Annotated in this window: 18 protein-coding genes and 1 riboswitch; of the genes, 8 read left to right on the forward strand and 10 right to left on the reverse strand. The window is 64.4% G+C overall.

Annotated features, from left to right (window positions below):
- Positions 1–143: 143 nt before the first annotated feature.
- The 3 genes from HNO53_RS01790 to HNO53_RS01800 all read left to right on the forward strand — a co-directional run bounded on the left by HNO53_RS01790 (position 144) and on the right by HNO53_RS01800 (position 2837).
- On the forward strand, positions 144–602 hold the full coding sequence (locus HNO53_RS01790; RefSeq protein WP_209475743.1) for a hypothetical protein: 459 nt from the start codon (positions 144–146) through the stop codon (positions 600–602).
- A gap of 154 nt (positions 603–756) precedes the next feature.
- A riboswitch (S-adenosyl-L-homocysteine riboswitch) is annotated at positions 757–845 on the forward strand.
- A 16-nt stretch (positions 846–861) separates the two neighbouring features.
- The gene (ahcY, locus tag HNO53_RS01795; RefSeq protein WP_209475745.1) at positions 862–2271 is read left to right on the forward strand and encodes an adenosylhomocysteinase; all 1410 of its coding nucleotides are present in this window, start codon (positions 862–864) and stop codon (positions 2269–2271) included.
- A 233-nt stretch (positions 2272–2504) separates the two neighbouring features.
- Positions 2505–2837: a four-helix bundle copper-binding protein gene (locus tag HNO53_RS01800; RefSeq protein ID WP_209475747.1), complete on the forward strand. Its 333-nt coding sequence runs from the start codon at positions 2505–2507 to the stop codon at positions 2835–2837.
- An 80-nt stretch (positions 2838–2917) separates the two neighbouring features.
- On the opposite strand, the gene HNO53_RS01805 is transcribed toward HNO53_RS01800, so the two are convergent.
- Complete coding sequence (locus HNO53_RS01805) at positions 2918–3502, reverse strand: TetR/AcrR family transcriptional regulator (RefSeq protein ID WP_209475749.1); 585 nt, start codon at positions 3500–3502, stop codon at positions 2918–2920.
- A 115-nt stretch (positions 3503–3617) separates the two neighbouring features.
- On the opposite strand from HNO53_RS01805, the gene HNO53_RS01810 reads away from it, so the two are divergent.
- Positions 3618–4271 (forward strand): glutathione S-transferase family protein, encoded by a 654-nt coding sequence (locus HNO53_RS01810; protein WP_209475751.1) that lies wholly within the window; start codon positions 3618–3620, stop codon positions 4269–4271.
- 11 nt (positions 4272–4282) lie between these two features.
- Here HNO53_RS01810 and HNO53_RS01815 read toward each other — a convergent pair whose 3' ends face one another.
- From HNO53_RS01815 to HNO53_RS01825, 3 genes are all read right to left on the reverse strand, one after another.
- Entirely contained in the window at positions 4283–5212 is a 930-nt protein-coding gene (locus tag HNO53_RS01815; RefSeq protein WP_209475752.1) for an AEC family transporter, read from the reverse strand.
- A gap of 95 nt (positions 5213–5307) precedes the next feature.
- Positions 5308–5652, reverse strand: coding sequence for a hypothetical protein (locus HNO53_RS01820; protein WP_209475753.1), 345 nt, complete (start codon positions 5650–5652; stop codon positions 5308–5310).
- Positions 5653–5679: 27 nt separating this feature from the next.
- Complete coding sequence (locus tag HNO53_RS01825; RefSeq protein WP_209475754.1) at positions 5680–5991, reverse strand: hypothetical protein; 312 nt, start codon at positions 5989–5991, stop codon at positions 5680–5682.
- Between the two features lie 315 nt (positions 5992–6306).
- On the opposite strand from HNO53_RS01825, the gene metF reads away from it, so the two are divergent.
- On the forward strand, positions 6307–7161 hold the full coding sequence (gene metF / locus HNO53_RS01830; RefSeq protein WP_209475756.1) for a methylenetetrahydrofolate reductase [NAD(P)H]: 855 nt from the start codon (positions 6307–6309) through the stop codon (positions 7159–7161).
- Between the two features lie 56 nt (positions 7162–7217).
- The gene (sodC, locus tag HNO53_RS01835; RefSeq protein ID WP_209475758.1) at positions 7218–7757 is read left to right on the forward strand and encodes a superoxide dismutase family protein; all 540 of its coding nucleotides are present in this window, start codon (positions 7218–7220) and stop codon (positions 7755–7757) included.
- Positions 7758–7846: 89 nt separating this feature from the next.
- On the opposite strand, the gene HNO53_RS01840 is transcribed toward sodC, so the two are convergent.
- From HNO53_RS01840 to prlC, 6 genes are all read right to left on the reverse strand, one after another.
- Positions 7847–10042 carry a TRAP transporter permease gene (locus tag HNO53_RS01840; RefSeq protein ID WP_209475760.1) on the reverse strand — a complete coding sequence of 732 codons (2196 nt, stop codon included), beginning with the start codon at positions 10040–10042 and terminating at the stop codon, positions 7847–7849.
- 92 nt (positions 10043–10134) lie between these two features.
- Positions 10135–11124 (reverse strand): TAXI family TRAP transporter solute-binding subunit, encoded by a 990-nt coding sequence (locus HNO53_RS01845; RefSeq protein ID WP_209475762.1) that lies wholly within the window; start codon positions 11122–11124, stop codon positions 10135–10137.
- A gap of 291 nt (positions 11125–11415) precedes the next feature.
- Positions 11416–12501, reverse strand: a complete 1086-nt coding sequence (locus HNO53_RS01850; RefSeq protein WP_275951371.1) for a Na/Pi symporter — start codon at positions 12499–12501, stop codon at positions 11416–11418.
- Positions 12502–12544: 43 nt separating this feature from the next.
- Positions 12545–13138 carry a Na/Pi symporter gene (locus HNO53_RS21550; protein ID WP_209475766.1) on the reverse strand — a complete coding sequence of 198 codons (594 nt, stop codon included), beginning with the start codon at positions 13136–13138 and terminating at the stop codon, positions 12545–12547.
- A gap of 2 nt (positions 13139–13140) precedes the next feature.
- Positions 13141–13386 carry a YheV family putative zinc ribbon protein gene (locus HNO53_RS01860; protein ID WP_209475768.1) on the reverse strand — a complete coding sequence of 82 codons (246 nt, stop codon included), beginning with the start codon at positions 13384–13386 and terminating at the stop codon, positions 13141–13143.
- 71 nt (positions 13387–13457) lie between these two features.
- A complete protein-coding gene (gene prlC / locus HNO53_RS01865; protein WP_209475770.1) occupies positions 13458–15509 on the reverse strand; it encodes an oligopeptidase A in 2052 nt (683 codons plus the stop codon).
- Positions 15510–15651: 142 nt separating this feature from the next.
- Between prlC and HNO53_RS01870 the strand changes: the two genes are divergently transcribed.
- Positions 15652–16992, forward strand: a complete 1341-nt coding sequence (locus HNO53_RS01870; protein WP_209475772.1) for a sodium-dependent transporter — start codon at positions 15652–15654, stop codon at positions 16990–16992.
- Between the two features lie 43 nt (positions 16993–17035).
- On the forward strand, positions 17036–17599 hold the full coding sequence (locus tag HNO53_RS01875) for a gamma carbonic anhydrase family protein (RefSeq protein ID WP_209475774.1): 564 nt from the start codon (positions 17036–17038) through the stop codon (positions 17597–17599).
- Positions 17600–17640: the final 41 nt, after the last annotated feature.

Consider the following 17640-nt stretch of genomic DNA (forward strand, 5'->3'; position numbering starts at 1 on the left):
CTCGCGTGTCTCGCGCCGTCTCGCTCATGCGCGTGGTAGAGACGGCATCTGGGGCGTCGGGGACGCTTGTTGTGCCAGCCACAACCCAGCTACCCTGAAAGAGCACAGTGGCTGTCAATCGCAGAAATATAGGAGGAAGTAGCATGGAAAAGCGCAAGGTTACCTTGATCGCGTCGCTCATCCTGTCGGGCGCACTGCTGGCCGGCTGCGGGGATGATGATGAGGCTGCCGATACCGAGATGACCGAAGAGCCAGTCACCGAGCAGGAAGATTCCGGCGACGCTGGCGAGCAGCTCGAGGAAGCCGGTGACGACATGGAGCAGGCCGGTGATGAGCTGGCCGAGGAAGCCGAACAGGCGGGCGACGCGATTGCCGAAGAGACCTCAGAGGCGGCTGCGGAAGCCGAGCAGGCCGGTGACGAGGCGATGCAAGAGACCGAGGAAGCCGCCGACGAAATGGCTCAGGAGACCGAACAGGCTGGTGACGAGGTTGCAGCGGAAGCCGAGGAGGCTCAAGACGAAGCCGCCGAGGAAACCGAGGAAGCGACCGACGAGCTCGAGGAAGCCGGCGACGAGATGGCCGACGAAGAGACCAATTCCTAACCTGCTGATGTCATCCACGAGAGAGGCGGCCTTCGGGCCGCCTCTTTTTTCTCTCGCTGTTCTCCCGCTCCGCTGAATCGTTCGGATTGAAAAAACGCGCCTGCTGTAGTGAACTCTCAAGGGTCGGCTCCGCGTGGGTCGATTCCTGTTGCTGCTGTCCGAGGGGCGCTGCAGCGCACGGGTATGACGACTCGGCGCGAGGCTCGGACAGGGACATCGCAGACGCAACGGCGCCCATTCCCCGGAATGGAGTATGACGATGACAGCCATGGCAAGTGCCAACGCCGCCACGCAGGACCACAAGGTTGCCGATCTTTCCTTGGCCGACTGGGGACGGCGGGAGATTCGCATCGCCGAGACCGAGATGCCGGCGCTGATGAAGATACGCGCCAAGTACCGCGATGAGCAGCCGCTGGCCGGTGCGCGCATCGCCGGCTGTATCCACATGACGATCCAGACGGCGGTGCTGATCGAGACCTTGATCGACCTCGGCGCCTCGGTGCGCTGGTCGTCGTGCAACATCTTCTCGACTCAGGATCACGCCGCCGCTGCCATCGCCGCCGCCGGCATACCGGTGTTCGCCTGGAAAGGCGAGACGGAGGAGGAGTTCTGGTGGTGTATCGAGCAGACCGTGGAAGGGCCCGACGGCTGGACGCCCAACATGGTGCTCGATGACGGCGGCGACCTCACCGCACTGCTTCACGACAAGCGCCCCGAGCTGCTCGACGCCATCCACGGGATTTCCGAGGAGACCACCACCGGCGTGCATCGCCTGCAGGAGATGTTGCGCGATCGCACCCTGCGGGTGCCGGCGATCAATGTCAACGACGCCGTGACCAAGTCGAAGAACGACAACAAGTATGGCTGCCGCCATTCGCTCAACGATGCCATCAAGCGTGGCCTCGACCACCTGCTGGCGGGCAAGCAGGCGCTGGTGATGGGCTACGGCGACGTGGGCAAGGGCTCGGCGGCCTCGCTGCGTCAGGAGGGCATGATCGTCAAGGTCGCCGAGATCGACCCGATCTGTGCCATGCAGGCGTGCATGGACGGCTATGAAGTGGTGTCGCCCTATGTCGATGGCCTCAACCGCGGCAAGGAGAGCGTCGACCGGTCGTTGCTCGCGCGCATCGACCTGGTAGTGACCTGCACCGGTAATATCGAGGCCTGCGATGCCGCCATGCTCGAGGCGCTCAAGCCCGGCGCGGTGGTGTGCAACATCGGTCACTTCGACAACGAGATCGACACCGCTTTCATGCGTCGCCACTGGCACTGGGAGGAAGTCAAACCCCAGGTGCACAAGGTCTATCGCGACAGCACGCCGGGTGACTTCGATCCCGCCAGCAGCAACTACCTGCTGCTGCTTTCCGAAGGGCGCCTGGTTAACCTGGGCAACGCCACCGGCCATCCGTCGCGGGTGATGGACGGCTCCTTCGCCAATCAGGTGCTGGCGCAGATCCATCTCTATCAGCAGCGCTTTGCCGACCTGCCTCCGGCCGAGAAGCAGGGCGGCCTGGCGGTGACCGTGCTGCCGCGCCATCTCGACGAGGAAGTCGCCCGCTACATGGTCGAGGGCTTTGGCGGCGTGCTCACGCGCATGACCGAGCAGCAGGCGGAGTACACCGGGGTTCCGATGGAGGGGCCCTACAAGCCGGACGCCTACCGCTACTGACAGGACCGCTAGCGGCGACATTGTCGCCAGGGTGGCGGGAGACAGCCTGGACGATTGTCGCCGTTGGTCAACTTCTCGAACGCCGCCCTGTGGGCGGCGTTCGTCGTATGGTCGGTGATGTTATGTAGCGTCGCTTGTGGGGACGGGGGCCCTTGACTAGCTTTTGGGTACTCGAGGCGCCACTGTGACAGCGCGCCTTCGAGTTCCAGCAAACGACCATAGGAGTGAACGAGATGGATTTTGGTCACTACAAGTCGTGTATCGAAGCCTGCCATGTCTGTGCCGCCTACTGCGACCGCTGCGCGACTTCATGCTTGCAGGAGGATGACGTCAAGATGATGGCGGAGTGCATCCGCCTGGATATGCAGTGTGCGCAGATCTGCCGGCTGGCCGCCTCCTTCATGGCCCAGGGCAGCGAGTACGCCAACCAGCTCTGCCGGCTCTGTGCCGATGTCTGCAAGGCCTGCGGTGACGAATGTGCCAAGCATGAGACCGACCACTGCCAGCAGTGCGCCGAGGCGTGCCACCGCTGCGCCGAAGCCTGCATCGCCATGGCATCGCACTGAGCCGCCTTGCCTCGAGCGTGACTCATCATCGACCAACAGGTTGGCCCACTTCTAGATGGGCTTCGTCATTGTCCGGTATGTCAGGCATCGGAGGGCATGGACCACGATGCCTGCTCCGGCAGCAGCGAGGCGGCCAGCTCACGACAGGCCTCGAGCAGTTCATCGGCAAGCGCCGGGTCGGTAAGGGTGCGAGCGATGGCCATGCCGCCGATCATCGTCACCGCCTGCTGCAATGCCTGACGCCGGGCCGGGCTGTTCGGGTCAGGCTGACCGGCATAGAAGGCGATGAAACCCTCCAGCAAGCGCGTGTAAGTATCGCGTACCTGCTCGTCCTGCTGGGCAACGTCGCTGACCAGGCAGGCCAGCGGGCAAAGCAGGCCTTCGCTACGCAGGTGAGTCTCGCTGAGGTACAGCGCCATGCGGGCCCTTGGGTCAGACTCCAGTCCAACCCTGGCGACGCCTTCCCGGGCGGCATAGCGCAACGCCCTGGCATAGAGTTCACCCTTCGAGTCGAAATGGGCATAGAAAGCGCCGCGGGTCAGCCCCGCCTGACGCATGATGTCATCGATACTGGCGCCGTCGAAGCCGTGACGGGTGAAGCTTCGCGCCGCGGCTTCCAGGATGCGCACACGAGTCTGTGACTTGTGGTCTTCGCTCCAGGGCATGAGAACTCCTCATCGCTGTCTCGGGGCAGTCTCCCGTTACTATATGTCCTTGAACATATGGTGGCGAGCGTTAGGGTAACGGTACGTTCCGTTGACCCATCGACCGGAGAGCGACATGAGCACAAGCGTGCATCTCGTGGGGCCGCAGTTCAGCAACTTCGTGCGCAGCGTGCAGCTGTGCTGTGAGGAGAAGGGCATACCTTATACCCTGGGTTTCGACCTCGAGGGCGAGCCGCTCGACTTCGGTGGGGAGCAGCACCTTGCTCTGCACCCATTCGCCAAGGTGCCGGTACTGCGGCATGGCGAGCGCCACTTGTTCGAGACGACGGCCATCTGTCGCTATCTCGATGCCGTCTTCGACGGGCCTGCCTTGCTGCCTGTGGATGCCTGGCAGCGTGCGCGTGTGGATCAGTGGAGCCAGGCGCTGTCGATCTATGTCGATCAGGCACTGGTGCGCCGCTACCTGCTGGAGTACGCCTTTCCCAAGGGCGAAAACGGCAGCGTGCGCATGGAGCGGGTGCGAGACGCCGAACCGGAGGTCGTGCGCATGCTGGCGCTCCTCGAAGCGGAGTTGGATGGGCACGCCTTCCTGGTTGGCGATACGTTCAGCATCGCCGACGCCATCGCTGCTCCCATGCTGGACTATCTTGCAGGCCTGCCCGGCGCTGAGCGGCTGCTGGCCGAGTGTCCGGTGCTGGTGGCCTATCTGCAGCGGTTGCGACAGCGCGAGTCGGGTCGACGGGTTCTTGTCGAGCCGGCCTTGGGTTGACTCTCCACCACCTACAGCCCGGCCAGCGACATGAGCAGTCCCAGGTAGAGTGGAATCAGCAGCGGGGCGGCCAAGGTGGTGACCAGCACCGCCAGGGCGCCCTTCTCCGGTCTGATGCCGAGCTCCATGGCAACTACCACCACGTTGGCGGCCATTGGCACCACGCCGATCAGCAGCAGCGCCAGGGCCAGTTCGTTGGCCAGGGGCAACAGCGTCTGCAGTAGCAGCACGACGACAAGCATCAGCCACGGCCACAACAGGTAGCGGATCACCACGCAGCCGAGCATGAAGCGCAGGTCGATCTCGCGAATCGCGACCCGCCCCAGGGTCATGCCGATGATCATCATGCCGAGCAGCGTATAAGTGGAGGGAAATACCGCCAGGCTGTCCATCAGCGCGGTGGGTAGCGTAATGCCGAGGCCACTGACCAGCAGCGCGGCGAGAAAGGCATAGATCAGCGGCAGCCTCACGATCTTGGCCAGGCTCTGGCGCACCGAGAACTGGCCACGTGCACTGATATAGAAGCCGACCGTGAACTCGTAGAGCGTCACGCCGAGCAGACAGAACAGGTACAGCGTCACGCCTTCCGGAGGCAGCAGGACCATGGCGATCGGCAGGCCGAAGTAGCCGGTATTGCCGGTACCGGAGGAGAAGGCCAGCACGGCGCTCTCCTGAGGAGGCAGGAAGCGTCTCGCCAGCGGATTGATCGCGGCGGCGACCAGGCTTGCCAGCAGGAAGAGCGCCAGGGTCAGCAACAGGTAGTGCGGGGTGGGCTCGCCCAGCAGCAGTCCGCGAAAAAAGGTGATCGGGGCGATGAGATAGATCAGCAGGGTGGCGATGGGACGAGGGTCGATGGCCAGCCGCCGGGCAGCGAGCCAGCCCAGGCCGACGAAGGCCAGCAGTGTCCACAGAGGGCCCAGCAGGGCGCCAGGGTCGATCATCGCGCATCAGTCCACCGCCGAAAGACGATATGATGCCTGTTGTCGGCACGGCTGTCAGCGTCGCCGATCAACGACCCCGGCGCAGAACGATGCGATCAGCCGTTGCGACGGCGCGATCTGGCCCGTTCGGCCTGCGCGTCGATGTTATCCTTGTGGGCGGTCTTGTCCCGTACCACCTGGGCGCCGCCTACCGGGGTGGTTTCGCGTCGGGTATCGACACCGGGCTTCCTGGCGCTATGCTTCTGGTCGTCGACGTTAGCATCGGGACGGTAGACATCATCCTGAGCGGGGGAGTCACGTCCCCCCTTGCGACCGGCAGACTCTGCGTCAGGGGCGTCGCGTTCGGTCAGGCGCCGTGCCCCATCACGCAGCTTTTCGCGCTGTCCTTCGGGAATCTCGGTGCTCTGCGTCGGTGTTCGCTCTTGGTGTGATCTGTCCATGTCACTCTCCCCGTCGTCCTGGTGGCATCAGCTTCCCTTGCCCTCGTCGCCCAAGGTGAAAGAGGGCGGATCGCTGGCAGGAAAGGTTTCTGCGTTGGCTTCGTCCAAGTCGCGCTCCTCCTGCTGTGCTGCGGCCTCGGTGGGCGATATCTCGGTGTAACCTGGTTCCAGCATCCAGCGCCTGTCGCGGTAGGCAATCAACTGCTTCGGTACCCAGAAGCGGCTGCCGGTCTCGGTGATGATGCCCACCTTCTCGCTATCGCTCGTATCGGCTACCTTGCCGACCTGCTTGCCCTCGTCGTCGAAGAGGGCGGTGCCGGTGATGAGATCCTGTGTCATTGGCGATCCTCCTCATCCGGTTCGGTCCCGCCCGGGCAGTCCGTGCCCCGGCGCTGACATCACTAATTCTCAGCGTCGCCGTCACTCGCGCCAAGGTCAATGCGGCGGTCGCGAAGTTTTGTTAGCGAAGTTTGATGCCCTGCAGTCGCAGGGACGATCCAGAGACCATCATGACTCAAGCTCATGTAGCAGCGTGGAACTTTTCATTGGTCAGGTGCCAGCGGCGGCGGCAGAATATCGCTATCCGCCATGGTCGCTTGGCACTGCCGTTCAGAGCGTCGGCGCGGTGGCACCTGACACAGAAGAGAGGTTCTCATGAGCTCGTCGTACCCGCTTGGCATCAGTTTCGAATTTTTCCCGCCCAACACCGAGGCGGGGCGCGAGAAACTGATGGGGGTGCGCGACGCTCTGGCCGAGCGCCAGCCACGTTTCTTTTCCGTGACCTATGGGGCCGGCGGTTCCACCCAAGGGCGCACCCTGCACACCGTGAAAAGCGTTCGCGAGGCGGGCATCACTACCGCACCGCATCTTTCCTGCATCGGCAGTGAGAAGGCCCAGCTGCGTGACCTGCTGGCCCAGTATCGCGAGGATGGCATCGACAGCCTCGTGGCACTGCGTGGGGATCTTCCCTCGGGCATGGGGGGCATGGGTGAACTGCGCTATGCCAACGAGTTGGTGGAGTTCATTCGTGAGGAAACCGGCGATCACTTCGAGATAGCCGTGGCAGCCTATCCCGAATCCCACCCCCAGGCGCCCAGCTTCGAACGCGATCTCGAAAACTTCGCCCGTAAGGTGAAGGCCGGGGCGAACCTGGCCATCACGCAGTATTTTTTCTCGGCCGATGCCTATTTTCACTTCGTCGAGCGCGCACGCGCACTCGGCGTCGAGGCGCCCATCGTCCCCGGGATCATGCCGATCACCAACTATACCAAGCTGGCGCGTTTCTCCGACGCATGCGGTGCCGAGATCCCGCGCTGGATCCGCAAGCAGCTCGAGGCCTATGGCGACGACAGCGAGGCCATTGCCCAGTTCGGCTCGGAGGTCGTCTCCCGCCTGTGTCAGCGCCTGCTCGAGGGCGGTGCCCCCGGTCTGCATTTCTACACCCTCAACCAGGCCGACCCGTGCCTGAAGATTCTCGATAACCTTGGCGGCTCTCTGGCAGCACGCTGAATCTGGAGCTAGCCTGTTCCTGCACGTCCATGGATCAAGGAACAGGAGGACGCCAGATGCGCCATGCCAAACTGACAGGAGTCACCGCCACCTTCCTGCTGCTCGCTGCGGGAGCTGCTCAGGCCCAGCAGGGGCAGGAGGTCGAGATGAACCTGGTGACGGCCGATGGGATCGAGGACGCCATCGGGACCATTTCGTTCGAGGATACCGATCACGGCCTGCTGCTCACCCCTGACCTGAGCGAACTGCCTCCCGGTGTCTACGGTTTCCACGTGCATGAGAATGCCAGCTGCGAGCCGGGCGAGAACGACTCGGGCGAGATGCAGGCGGCCGCGAAGGCGGGCGGTCATTACGACCCCGAAGACACCGGTAGTCACGAGGGCCCTTACGGCAATGGCCACCTCGGCGACCTGCCGGTGCTGATCGTCGACGAGGACGGTAACGCCACCCTGCCGGTACTGGCGCCGCGGCTAACCGTCGAGGACATGCAGGGGCGCAGCCTGATGATTCATGAAGGAGGCGACAACTATTCGGATGAGCCCAAGCCGCTGGGCGGCGGCGGCAGCCGCATGGCTTGCGGTGCAATCGAGTCCTGAGCCATCGGCCGCTGAGGCCACAATATCCTGAAAGAAGAAGGGCCCCGCCATGTGGCGGGGCCCTTCTCGTCATGCGGGTGTCGAAAGCATCAGCTCGAGGTGACGGGCTTGGCACCGCCCCCGTGGGTGCTGCGCTGGAACAAGAACAGCAGCGCGCCGATGGCGAGGCCGGCGATATCGGTATAGATGCCGCCATAGATGAGGAACAGCGCACCGATGAACATCACCAGGCGCATCCAGGCCTTCACCGGCCCGAAGAACCAGGCCTGCACGGTCGCGGAAAGCAGCACGATGCCCAGCGTCGCGGTGACGCCGACACGCAGGATCTGCAACCATGAACCTTCCATCAGCATGGCCGGGCTGTAGAAGAACATGAACGGCACGATGAAGGCGGCGAGGCCGATCTTGAACGATGCCACGGAGGTAGACATGGCATTATCGCCGGAGATGCCTGCCGCCGCGTAGGACGCCAATGCCACCGGGGGAGTGATCGCCGAGACCACCGCGAAGTAGAACACGAAGAAGTGTGCCACCAGCGGCTGAATGCCGATATTGATCAGGCCGGGGGCAACCACCGAGGCTGCCACGGCATAGGCCGCCGTGGTCGGCATGCCCATCCCCAGCAGAATGCTGATACACATGGCGAAGAACAGCGCCAGCAGCTGGCTGACACCGGCGAGACCCAGCAGCAGCGAGGAGAAGCGCGCGCCGACGCCAGTCAGCGAGATCACACCGACGATGAGGCCGGCACAGGCACACACGGCGATGATCTGGATTGCCATCACGCCTGCCAGCTGCAGCGCCCTGAGAATGGCCGCCGGGCCCATCTTGTTGGGTGAGAGCCAGCTCACCACAGCGGCCGAGGCGGTGGCCAGGGTGCCGGCGCGGATCACCGAATAGCCCATGAACAGTGCAGCGATCAGGATGATGATCGGGGCGAACAGATAGACCTGCTTGACCAGGCGACGGAACTGCGGAATCTCATCCTTGCGCATGCCGCGCATGCCCTTGCGGGCCGCCTCGAAGTCCACCATGAAGTAGATCGAGGCGAAGTAGAGGATCGCCGGGATCAGTGCCGCCACGGCGATCTCGGTGTAGGGAATCCCGGTCACCTCGGCCATGATGAAGGCGCCGGCACCCATGATCGGCGGCATGATCTGACCGCCGGTGGAGGCAGCTGCCTCGATGGCGCCGGCGCTACGGCCCGGGTAGCCCACCTTCTTCATCAGGGGAATGGTCAGCGAGCCGGTGGAGACGACGTTGCCGGCGCTGGTGCCGTTGATCATGCCCATCAGGCCGGAAGCGAAGATCGCCACCTTGGCGGGGCCGCCGCGGGCGCGGCCGGCGGCAGCGAAAGCGAAGTTGACGAAGTAGTCACCGACCTTCGAGGCCTGCAGGAAGGCGGCGAAGATGATGAACAGGATGATATAGGTCGACGATACCGCCGTGGTCGGCCCGAGAATGCCGGCGTCGGTATACACTTGGCTGAAGAAGCGGTGCATCGACAGGCCCGGGTAGCCGAGAAAGCCCGGCAGGTAGGGGCCGGCGAATACATAGAGCAGAAAAATGGCGGAAATGGTCACCAAGGCCAGGCCAGCGACTCGACGGGTCAGCTCGAGAATCAGCAGCGATCCGGAGATAGCCGCCCAGGTGATGCCGACAGGGGCAAAGGAAGTGCCGGTGGAGGCACGCAGCGGGGTATTGTAGACCACCAACAGATAGCCGGCGCTGGCCACGGCGCAGACCATCAGCACCAAGTCGGCAGGCGACAGTTTTTCGCGCACCTGACGGTAGCTCCAGGCAAGCAGGATGCCGCCGACAGAGGCAAGCAACAGGGGATAGCCGAAGTGCCAGGTCTCGATCTGGGGATCGATGCGCATGGCGCCGCCGCTGATCGTCTGCTGCATCAAGAAGACCTGGATCAGGGCGTAAACGGCAGGGATCAGCAGCGCGTAGCTGGTCCAGGCCAACCAGGCGGGCGAACGGTCGGTACCTTCCGAGTCGGCGAAACGGCTTCCGGCATAGAGGGCATAGCCGAGTACGAGCGCGCCTGCGATATGCACGATACGGAACGACCAGGTTTCCATCGGATAGACGTTCAGCGAGAACAGATGGAAACCGGAGTAGAGGATGGCCAAGGCGGCGACTACCAGCCAGTGCCAGCCGACATAGAGTCTACGGTTGGATTCGACGATATCCTCGTCGACGCCCTCGGCAATACTTTCTGGAACCGTGTCGACGGCATCTGTATCCGCACCGGGGCGGGTGTCGGGTGTGTGGCTCATGGGGAATTAACCCTCGGGTGTGGGACGGTAGAGTGCCGGTCACGCCCTTTGCCGCGACGGCAAAGGGCGTGACATCAGGAGCGAGGCGTGCCTCAGTTCAGCTTACGCTCTGCGGGGATCTCGTAGCCGTTCTCCTCGTACCAACGCACGGCGCCCGGATGGAAGGGCAGTACCTTGTTCTTGTCGAGGTTCTCGGGAATGCTGTTGGCCGCGCTGCGGTGGATCTCACGCATGCGGTCGTTGTTCTCCATGCTCAACTTGGTGACTTCATAGATGAAGTCTTCCGGCAAGTCGCAGCCGGCAATGGTGAAGTTCCACATGGAGACGGCGCGAGCATCCTCTTCGAGAGTTTCGTAGGTGCTGGCCGGGATCTGGAAGGCCGATACCGGGAAGCTCTCGATGATCTGCTGCTGCTCTTCCTCGGTGAACTCGATGATGTTCACGTCGGTTTGCACCTCGAGCTGGCTCACCGCGGGGACCGGGATGCCGGCGGCGAAGGCGATGACGTCCAGCAGCCCGTCCTGCAACTGCCCACCCAGGTCATTCCAGCCGCCGTTGCGACGCTCGAAATTCACGCCCAGCTCTTCGAGGATGCGCGGGAAGTAGGTATCGGAGGTGGAGGCCGCCGGGCCGAAGCCGATCCGAGCGCCGTCGGGAATCTCCGAGATGCTGGTGATGCCGGAATCTGCCAACGTGGTAATGGAGAAAGGCGTCTCGTACATCGGGAAGAGTGCGCAGACGTTATCCATGGATACGCCCGGGGCCAGCGGGCTCTCACCGGCCAGTGCCTCGGCGGCCGGGCCCATGGTGGTCAGACCCAGGGCGATGTCGCCGGTGTGTACCAGCGCCAGGTTCTGGTTGGGGCCGCCGGTGACTTCGCCGCCGCCGGAAATGCCCAGCTCGTCGGCGATCAGATTGGCCCAGCCCGAACCGTAGACGAAGTAGGTGCCACCCTGGCTGGCTGTGCCCACGGTGAAGTTACTCGGCCAGTCGGAGCGATCCTGGGCCGAGGCCGAGGCCGCGGCGAGCACAAGGGCGCTGGCCAGGGTTCCGGTGAGCACTTTGGGAGTGACGTTGCGCATGGCTATCTCCGTTGCATTTGTGGTTATACATCAGCGGCCTTTCGACACGCTGGACATTCAGTATGGTGCAGAATGTGCCCTGGCGCGGTGAGTGCCGGGCTAACGTTTGGCATAGGGGATATAGCAGGTGGCGTGCCACTTTCTTTTTTACCGAACCACAACAATACGTTGCTGTTCTCTGATTCGACCAAGGTCGAATCCTGCTGCCTGCGTCGGGGCTGGAGTCCCGCACACACGAGCCGGTGCGGTATGTGGAAATCCGCACACTTTCGATCATCTGGAATGCAGAACTCAGGGTGGAGAGGGTTCCGCCAGGGCGGCTATCAGGCGGCTGGCCTGGTGCAGGTCGTTCATCAGGCTGGAAGCGAGCCAGGGATCCAGATGGTGGGAGCGGAGCCGCCTGGCCATCTCCTCCTGCCAATGGCGGCGGACCTCATCGATGGGGGCGGCGATCGTTTGGCCTTCCTGCTCATCGGCGAGCCGGTTGAGGCCGGTTGCCACGGCCAGGCGCAGGTCATCGTGCGCCTCGCGCAAGGGGCTCATTCGCGCCGAGTGGCGCAACAGGCTTCGCTGCAGGACTTCGCCGAAACGCAGGGCTTCCACCATTCGTAAGGTTCGCGATTGCAGCATTTCCAGGCGTTGCTGCTGGGCTTCGGTAAGCGGCACGTCGATACGTGCCTGGAAGGTGAGAATCTCGGTCAACAGGGGCTTGATGCGCTCGTGGTAGCGAGCATTCACCAGTGGCCAGGTGTCGGGGGCGATGGGAGCCTCCACGCTGCGACGCTCGGGAGGGCGCCCGATCACTTCCGCACTGGGCATGAGGATGGCGCTGCACAGCAGGTGGTAGGCGCGCCGGTCGAGGCGTCGGCACTCCTGCTCCATGGCATTGACGGCCGTGTCGGCGTGATTGAGGGCCGCCGGATCGAGATAGCGCGCCTGGGTCGGCAACAGCCGCGTAGGCTCGGGGAAGCGGCGCTCGAGAAAGGCGGCCAGGCGTGAAATCCAGGGCAGTATCAGTACGATGCCGAGCAAATTGAACAGGGTGTGGAACAAGGCCAGCTTGAGCGGCCAGGCCGTTTCGGCCAGCCCCGCCAGCTCGGCGATGGCATCCACCAGCCAGGCCAGCGGTACCAGCAGCGCCAGTGCCACCACGGCGGTCACCAGATTGAAGATCACGTGAGCGCCGGCCAGGCGCCGCGCGGCGACGCCCGCCGACAAGGCGCCCAGCACGGCAGTCACGGTAGTGCCGATATTGGCGCCGATGGCGATGGCCAGTGCGGGCAGATAGGGCAGCTGGCCAGAGGCCAGGGCGGTCAGGGTGAGCAGCAGCGTGGCATGGCTCGACTGCATCACCACGGTAGCGACGACGCCGACCATCACGAACAGCGGCCAATGCCACAGCCGGTCGGCGCCCAGCGCATCAAGGCGAATCCCATCCTGCCAGCTTTTCGAAGCCCAGTTTCATGAAGTCGATGCCGAGGAACAGCAGGCCGATGCCCAGCAGCAACCCCGCGATGCCGACCGTGACACCGCTGAGCCGATAGCGACCGAGCAGGCCGAGGGCGAGCAGCGGCATGGCGTAGTGCGCCAGATCGAAGCGCAGACCGAATGCCGCGATCAACCAGGCACCCGTGGTCGTGCCCAGGTTGGCGCCGAACAGCAGCGCGATGGCGCCGGGCAGGGCGATCAGGCCGGCGCTGACGAAGGACATCGCCAGTAGGGTAACCAGCGAACTGGACTGGACCAGGGCGGTAGCCAGCGCGCCCACCCCGATGGCTCGCCCGGTGTGGCGCGTGGCGGCATGCAGCCAGCGGTCAAGGGTGCCGCCGGAGAGCCGCTTGATGGCTTCTTCCAGCAGGGTCATGCCCCACAGAAACAGGCCCAGGCCGGCGAACAGGGTGGCGAGATCGGGGCGTGACAGCAACAGGGCCGCCGCTGCCGCCAGGCCGAACAGTTCCAGGCGTTGCCGCCTGGCAGAGAGTTGCCCGGTGCCGGGGATGGTTGTGCCCGCCAAGCTCAGTGGCCCCTGGGGTCGAGGATCCTCACGGGCTGAATGGTATTGCGCTGCTGCTCCTCGCGCTCGCGGTTGACGCGGGTTTCCAGCTCGGCAGTCGTTTCGTCCTCGATCGCTGCCTGCTCGAAGAAGTCGCAGCTGACGCAATCACGATAGCGCACGCCGTGCTGTTCCCAGGCGCGGATGCGGTCCATCTCGCCGCAGCGGGGGCAGACGGCGCCGGCGATGAAGCGTTTCTGAACGGCCATGAAGACTCCGTGTGTCTGCCACCGGGCGCGGTGGCCAATGCTGCTTACCATACCGCGCCCGGTCGTTGCTGTCAGGCGGCCCGAATGCCGCTGTGCCGCAGCAGCGGCTCGACGCTGGGCTCGCGGCCGCGGAAGGCACGGAACAGCTCCGCGGCATCGCGGGCGCCACCCTGCTCGAGGATCTCGCTGCGGAAGCGGCGTCCGGTGTCGGAATCGAAGATGCCGGCCTCCTCGAAGGCGCTCCAGGCATCGGCGGAGAGCACTTCGGCCCACTTGTAGCTGTAGTAACCTGCCGCATAGCCACCGGCGAAGATATGGCTGAAGCCGTTCTGGAAGCGGTTGAAGCCGGCCTTCGGGACGACCGAGACGGCATCGCGCACCTCGTCGAGCAGGGTCTGCACCTCGGCCGCCGTGGGCGCGCTGAGCTCATGATGGAGGCGCAAGTCGAACAGCGAGAACTCGAGCTGGCGCACCAGGCCCATGGCCGACTGGAAGTTCTTGGCCGCCTGCAGGCGCTCCAGCAGCTCGGCGGGCAGCGGCGCGCCGCTGTCGACGTGGCCGGCGATCAGGTCGAGACCCTCGCGCTCCCAGCAGTAGTTCTCCATGAACTGGCTGGGCAGTTCCACCGCATCCCAGGCCACGCCGTTGATGCCGGACACCTCGGCCACGGTCTGGCGGGTCAGCATGTGGTGCAGGCCATGGCCGAACTCATGGAACAGTGTGGTGACTTCGTCGTGGGTCAGCAGCGCCGGCCGGTCGCCCACCGGACGGGTGAAGTTGCAGGTCAGGTAGGCCACCGGCAGCTGCAGGCCGCCATCCTCGCGGCGACGGCGCACCCGGCACTCATCCATCCAGGCGCCGCCGCGCTTGCCCTCGCGGGCGTAGAGATCGAGATAGAAACCGGCGATCGGCTCACCGTGCTCGAGAATGCGGAAGTAGCGGACTTCGGGATGATAGCGGGGTGCGTCGAGAGCTTCTTCGACGCTGACGCCGTAGAGTCGCTCGACCACCTGGAACAGGCCGTCGACCACCCGCGGTGCCGGGAAGTAGGGTCGCAACTGCTCCTGGGAAATGGCGTGGCGTGCCTCGCGCAGCTTCTCGCTGGCATAGCCGACATCCCATGGCGCCAGCTCGGCGAGGCCCAGGGTCTCGTGCGCATAGGCCTCCAGTTCGGCGAATTCTTGCCGTGCCTGGGGCACTGCGCGGCGGGCCAGATCGTCGAGGAAATCCAGCACTTGGCGGGGGGATTCTGCCATCTTGGTCACCAGTGACAGTTCTGCATAGCTGGCGAAACCGAGCAGCTCGGCCAATTCATGGCGCAGGGCCAGTGTCTCCTCGATGATCGGCGCGTTGTCATTCTCGCCGGCATGGGGGCCCTGATCCGAGGCGCGGGTAACGAAGGCGGTATACACCTCGCGGCGCAGCTCGCGATCCTCGGCGAAGGTCAGCACTGGATAGAAGCTAGGGAAGTCGAGGGTGATGCGATAGCCCTTTACGCCCTTGGCTTCGGCATTGGCGGCCAGGGTCGCCAGGGCGCTTTCCGGCAGCCCGGCCAGCCTCGTTTCATCCTCAAGGTCCTTGTGCCAGGCCTGGGTCGCATCCAGCAGCTGGTTGGAAAAGGTGTTGGAGAGTTCCGACAGGCGCGACTTGATCTCGCCATAGCGACGCTTCTTCTCCGCCGGCAGATCCACGCCGGCGAGGCGGAAGTCGCGCAGGGTATTGTCGACGCAGCGACGCTGCGCCTCGTCCAGCTGCGCCCAGGCCGGCCCCTCCTTGAGGGACTGCCAGACACGGAACAGTCCCTCGTGCTGGCCGAGCCAGGTGCTGTAGTCCGAGAGCTTGCCCAGGCAGGCCTGATACGCCTCGCGCAGGGCAGGCGAGTTCATGGTGCCATTGAGGTGCGACACCGGCGACCAGGCTTGGGACAGCCGGTCGTTGAGCGCCTCGAGCGGAGCGGCCAGGCTCTCCCAGGTCGGCGCCTCCCGCTGTGCACGCTCGACCAGCGCCTCGGTGCTGGTGCGATTGTCGGCAAGCAGCTTGTCAATCGCCGGTACCACGTGCTCCGGCTTGATCTCGTCGAAAGGGGGCAGCTCATGGGGCTCGAGCAGCGGATTGTGGGGCATGCGCACCTCGGGTTGCAGTGGCGGGTTGGCGGAATAGCAATTAGATGCGGCCGTCGGCGACCGGTTTCAATCCCGCCATGGGGATTGGTGGCGGCGGGCCGGCCTGATAGGCTTGCGCCTCCACGAAAGTCGAGGTGACGGCATGAACGAAACCCTGGAGCGCTGGAGTACGCGGCGGGCCTTCATTCTGGCGGTGACGGGCGCGGCAGTGGGGCTGGGCAACATCTGGCGCTTCCCGTACATCACCGGTGAAAACGGGGGGGCCGCTTTCCTGATGCTCTATGTGGTCTTCGTGCTGCTGCTGGGGCTGCCGGTGATGATGGCGGAAATCATGATCGGCCGCGCCGGGCGGCGCGCGCCCATGCAGTCATTGGGACACCTGGCCGGCCAGGCCGGGGCCAGCCCTTACTGGCGATTGCTGGGGCTGTTCGGTGCCTTCACCGTGTTCTGCATTCTGTCGTTCTACTCGGTGGTCTCGGGCTGGTCCATCGAGTTTCTCATCTCGGCAGTCAACGGCGACTTCGACGGGCGCAGTGCCGCCGAGATCGCGGCCGGCTTCGAGAGCTTCCTCGGTGACCCGCGCCGCATGACCTTCAACCACACGCTGTTCCTGTTCATGACAATGACGGTGGTGGCGGCGGGTGTCGCCAAGGGCCTTGAGCGTCTCAATAACCTGTTGATGCCGCTGCTCTACCTCTTGCTGGCACTGCTTGCCGGCTACGCCGCCACCACCGACGGGTTCGGCACGGCGCTGATCTGGCTGTTCCGGCCGGACGTTTCCGCCATCACGCCGCAGGTGGTGATGCACGCCATGGGGCACGCCTTTTTCACCCTGGCGGTAGGCGCCTGCGCCCTGATGGCCTACGGTGCCTACATGCCCGAGCGTCAAAGCCTGCCGCGTGCGGCCGGGGCGGTAGCCGTCCTCGATGTCAGCGTGGCGCTGCTGGCCGGTATTGCCATCTTCTCGGTGGTCTTCAGCCAGGGTATGGATCCCGGCGAGGGACCGGGGCTGATGTTCGTCACCCTGCCCATCGCCTTTGCCGAGCTGCCCTGGGGGGCGCTGTGGCTAAGCGTGTTCTTCCTGCTGCTGCTGCTGGCTACCTGGACTTCGTCGATCAACCTGGCCGAGCCCATGGTCGCTACACTGCAAGGGCTGGGACTGAGCCGCGGCAAGGCCGCTGCGCTGATCGGCGTCTCCGTGTGGCTGGTGGGGCTGCTGTCGGTGCTGTCGTTCTCGACCCTCGCCGAATGGCGCCCCCTCTTCGGCATGACCCCCTTCGATCTGGTCACCACCATTCCCACCGAGATCTTCCTGCCGGTAGGTGGGCTGCTGATCGCCACCTTTGCCGTACGGATCATGCCGCGCGAGGAGGCGCAGGCCGCCCTGGGGGCCGGCGGGGCAGGCTTTCGCCTGTGGCACTTGGTGGTACGCTGGGTTTCGATCCCCCTGGCGGCCGTGGTGCTGATGGCCGGGCTGTTGTAAACCACTGGATGCGACCGGCCCAAGTGCCGGCCTGGAGACATGCATGAGCACGAACGATCCTATCCGTAGCTGGCAGGGCGCGCGACCTACCCTGGGCGCAAGGGTCTATGTCGACCCGGCCAGTGTGGTGCTGGGCGATGTGGTGCTGGGTGACGACTGCTCGGTCTGGCCCATGGTGGTGGTTCGGGGCGACATGCACCGTATCCGCATCGGGGCTCGGACCAGCGTGCAGGATGGCAGCGTGCTGCACATCACCCACGCCAGCGATTTCAATCCCGGCGGCTTTCCCTTGACCATCGGCGACGACGTTACCATCGGCCACAAGGCGATCCTGCACGGCTGCACCCTGGGTAGCCGAATCCTGGTGGGGATGGGTGCCATCGTCATGGACGGAGCGGTCGTCGAAGATGAGGTGATCATCGCTGCCGGTGCCGTGGTGACGCCGGGCAAGCGTCTCGAGGGCGGCTTCGTCTATGCCGGGAATCCGGCCAAGGCGCTGCGCCCGCTCAAGGACAAGGAGCGAGCCTTCTTTCCTTATACCGCGGGCAACTACGTGAAGCTGAAGGACCAGTACCTGGCCGAGTGTGGCGAGGCATCTGAAGAGTAACGCCACGCCTCCCTATTATAACGACAAGCCTTTGTTTTTCT

It is taken from the genome of Billgrantia antri, assembly GCF_017868935.1.
Classification (GTDB): Bacteria; Pseudomonadota; Gammaproteobacteria; order Pseudomonadales; family Halomonadaceae; genus Halomonas; species Halomonas antri.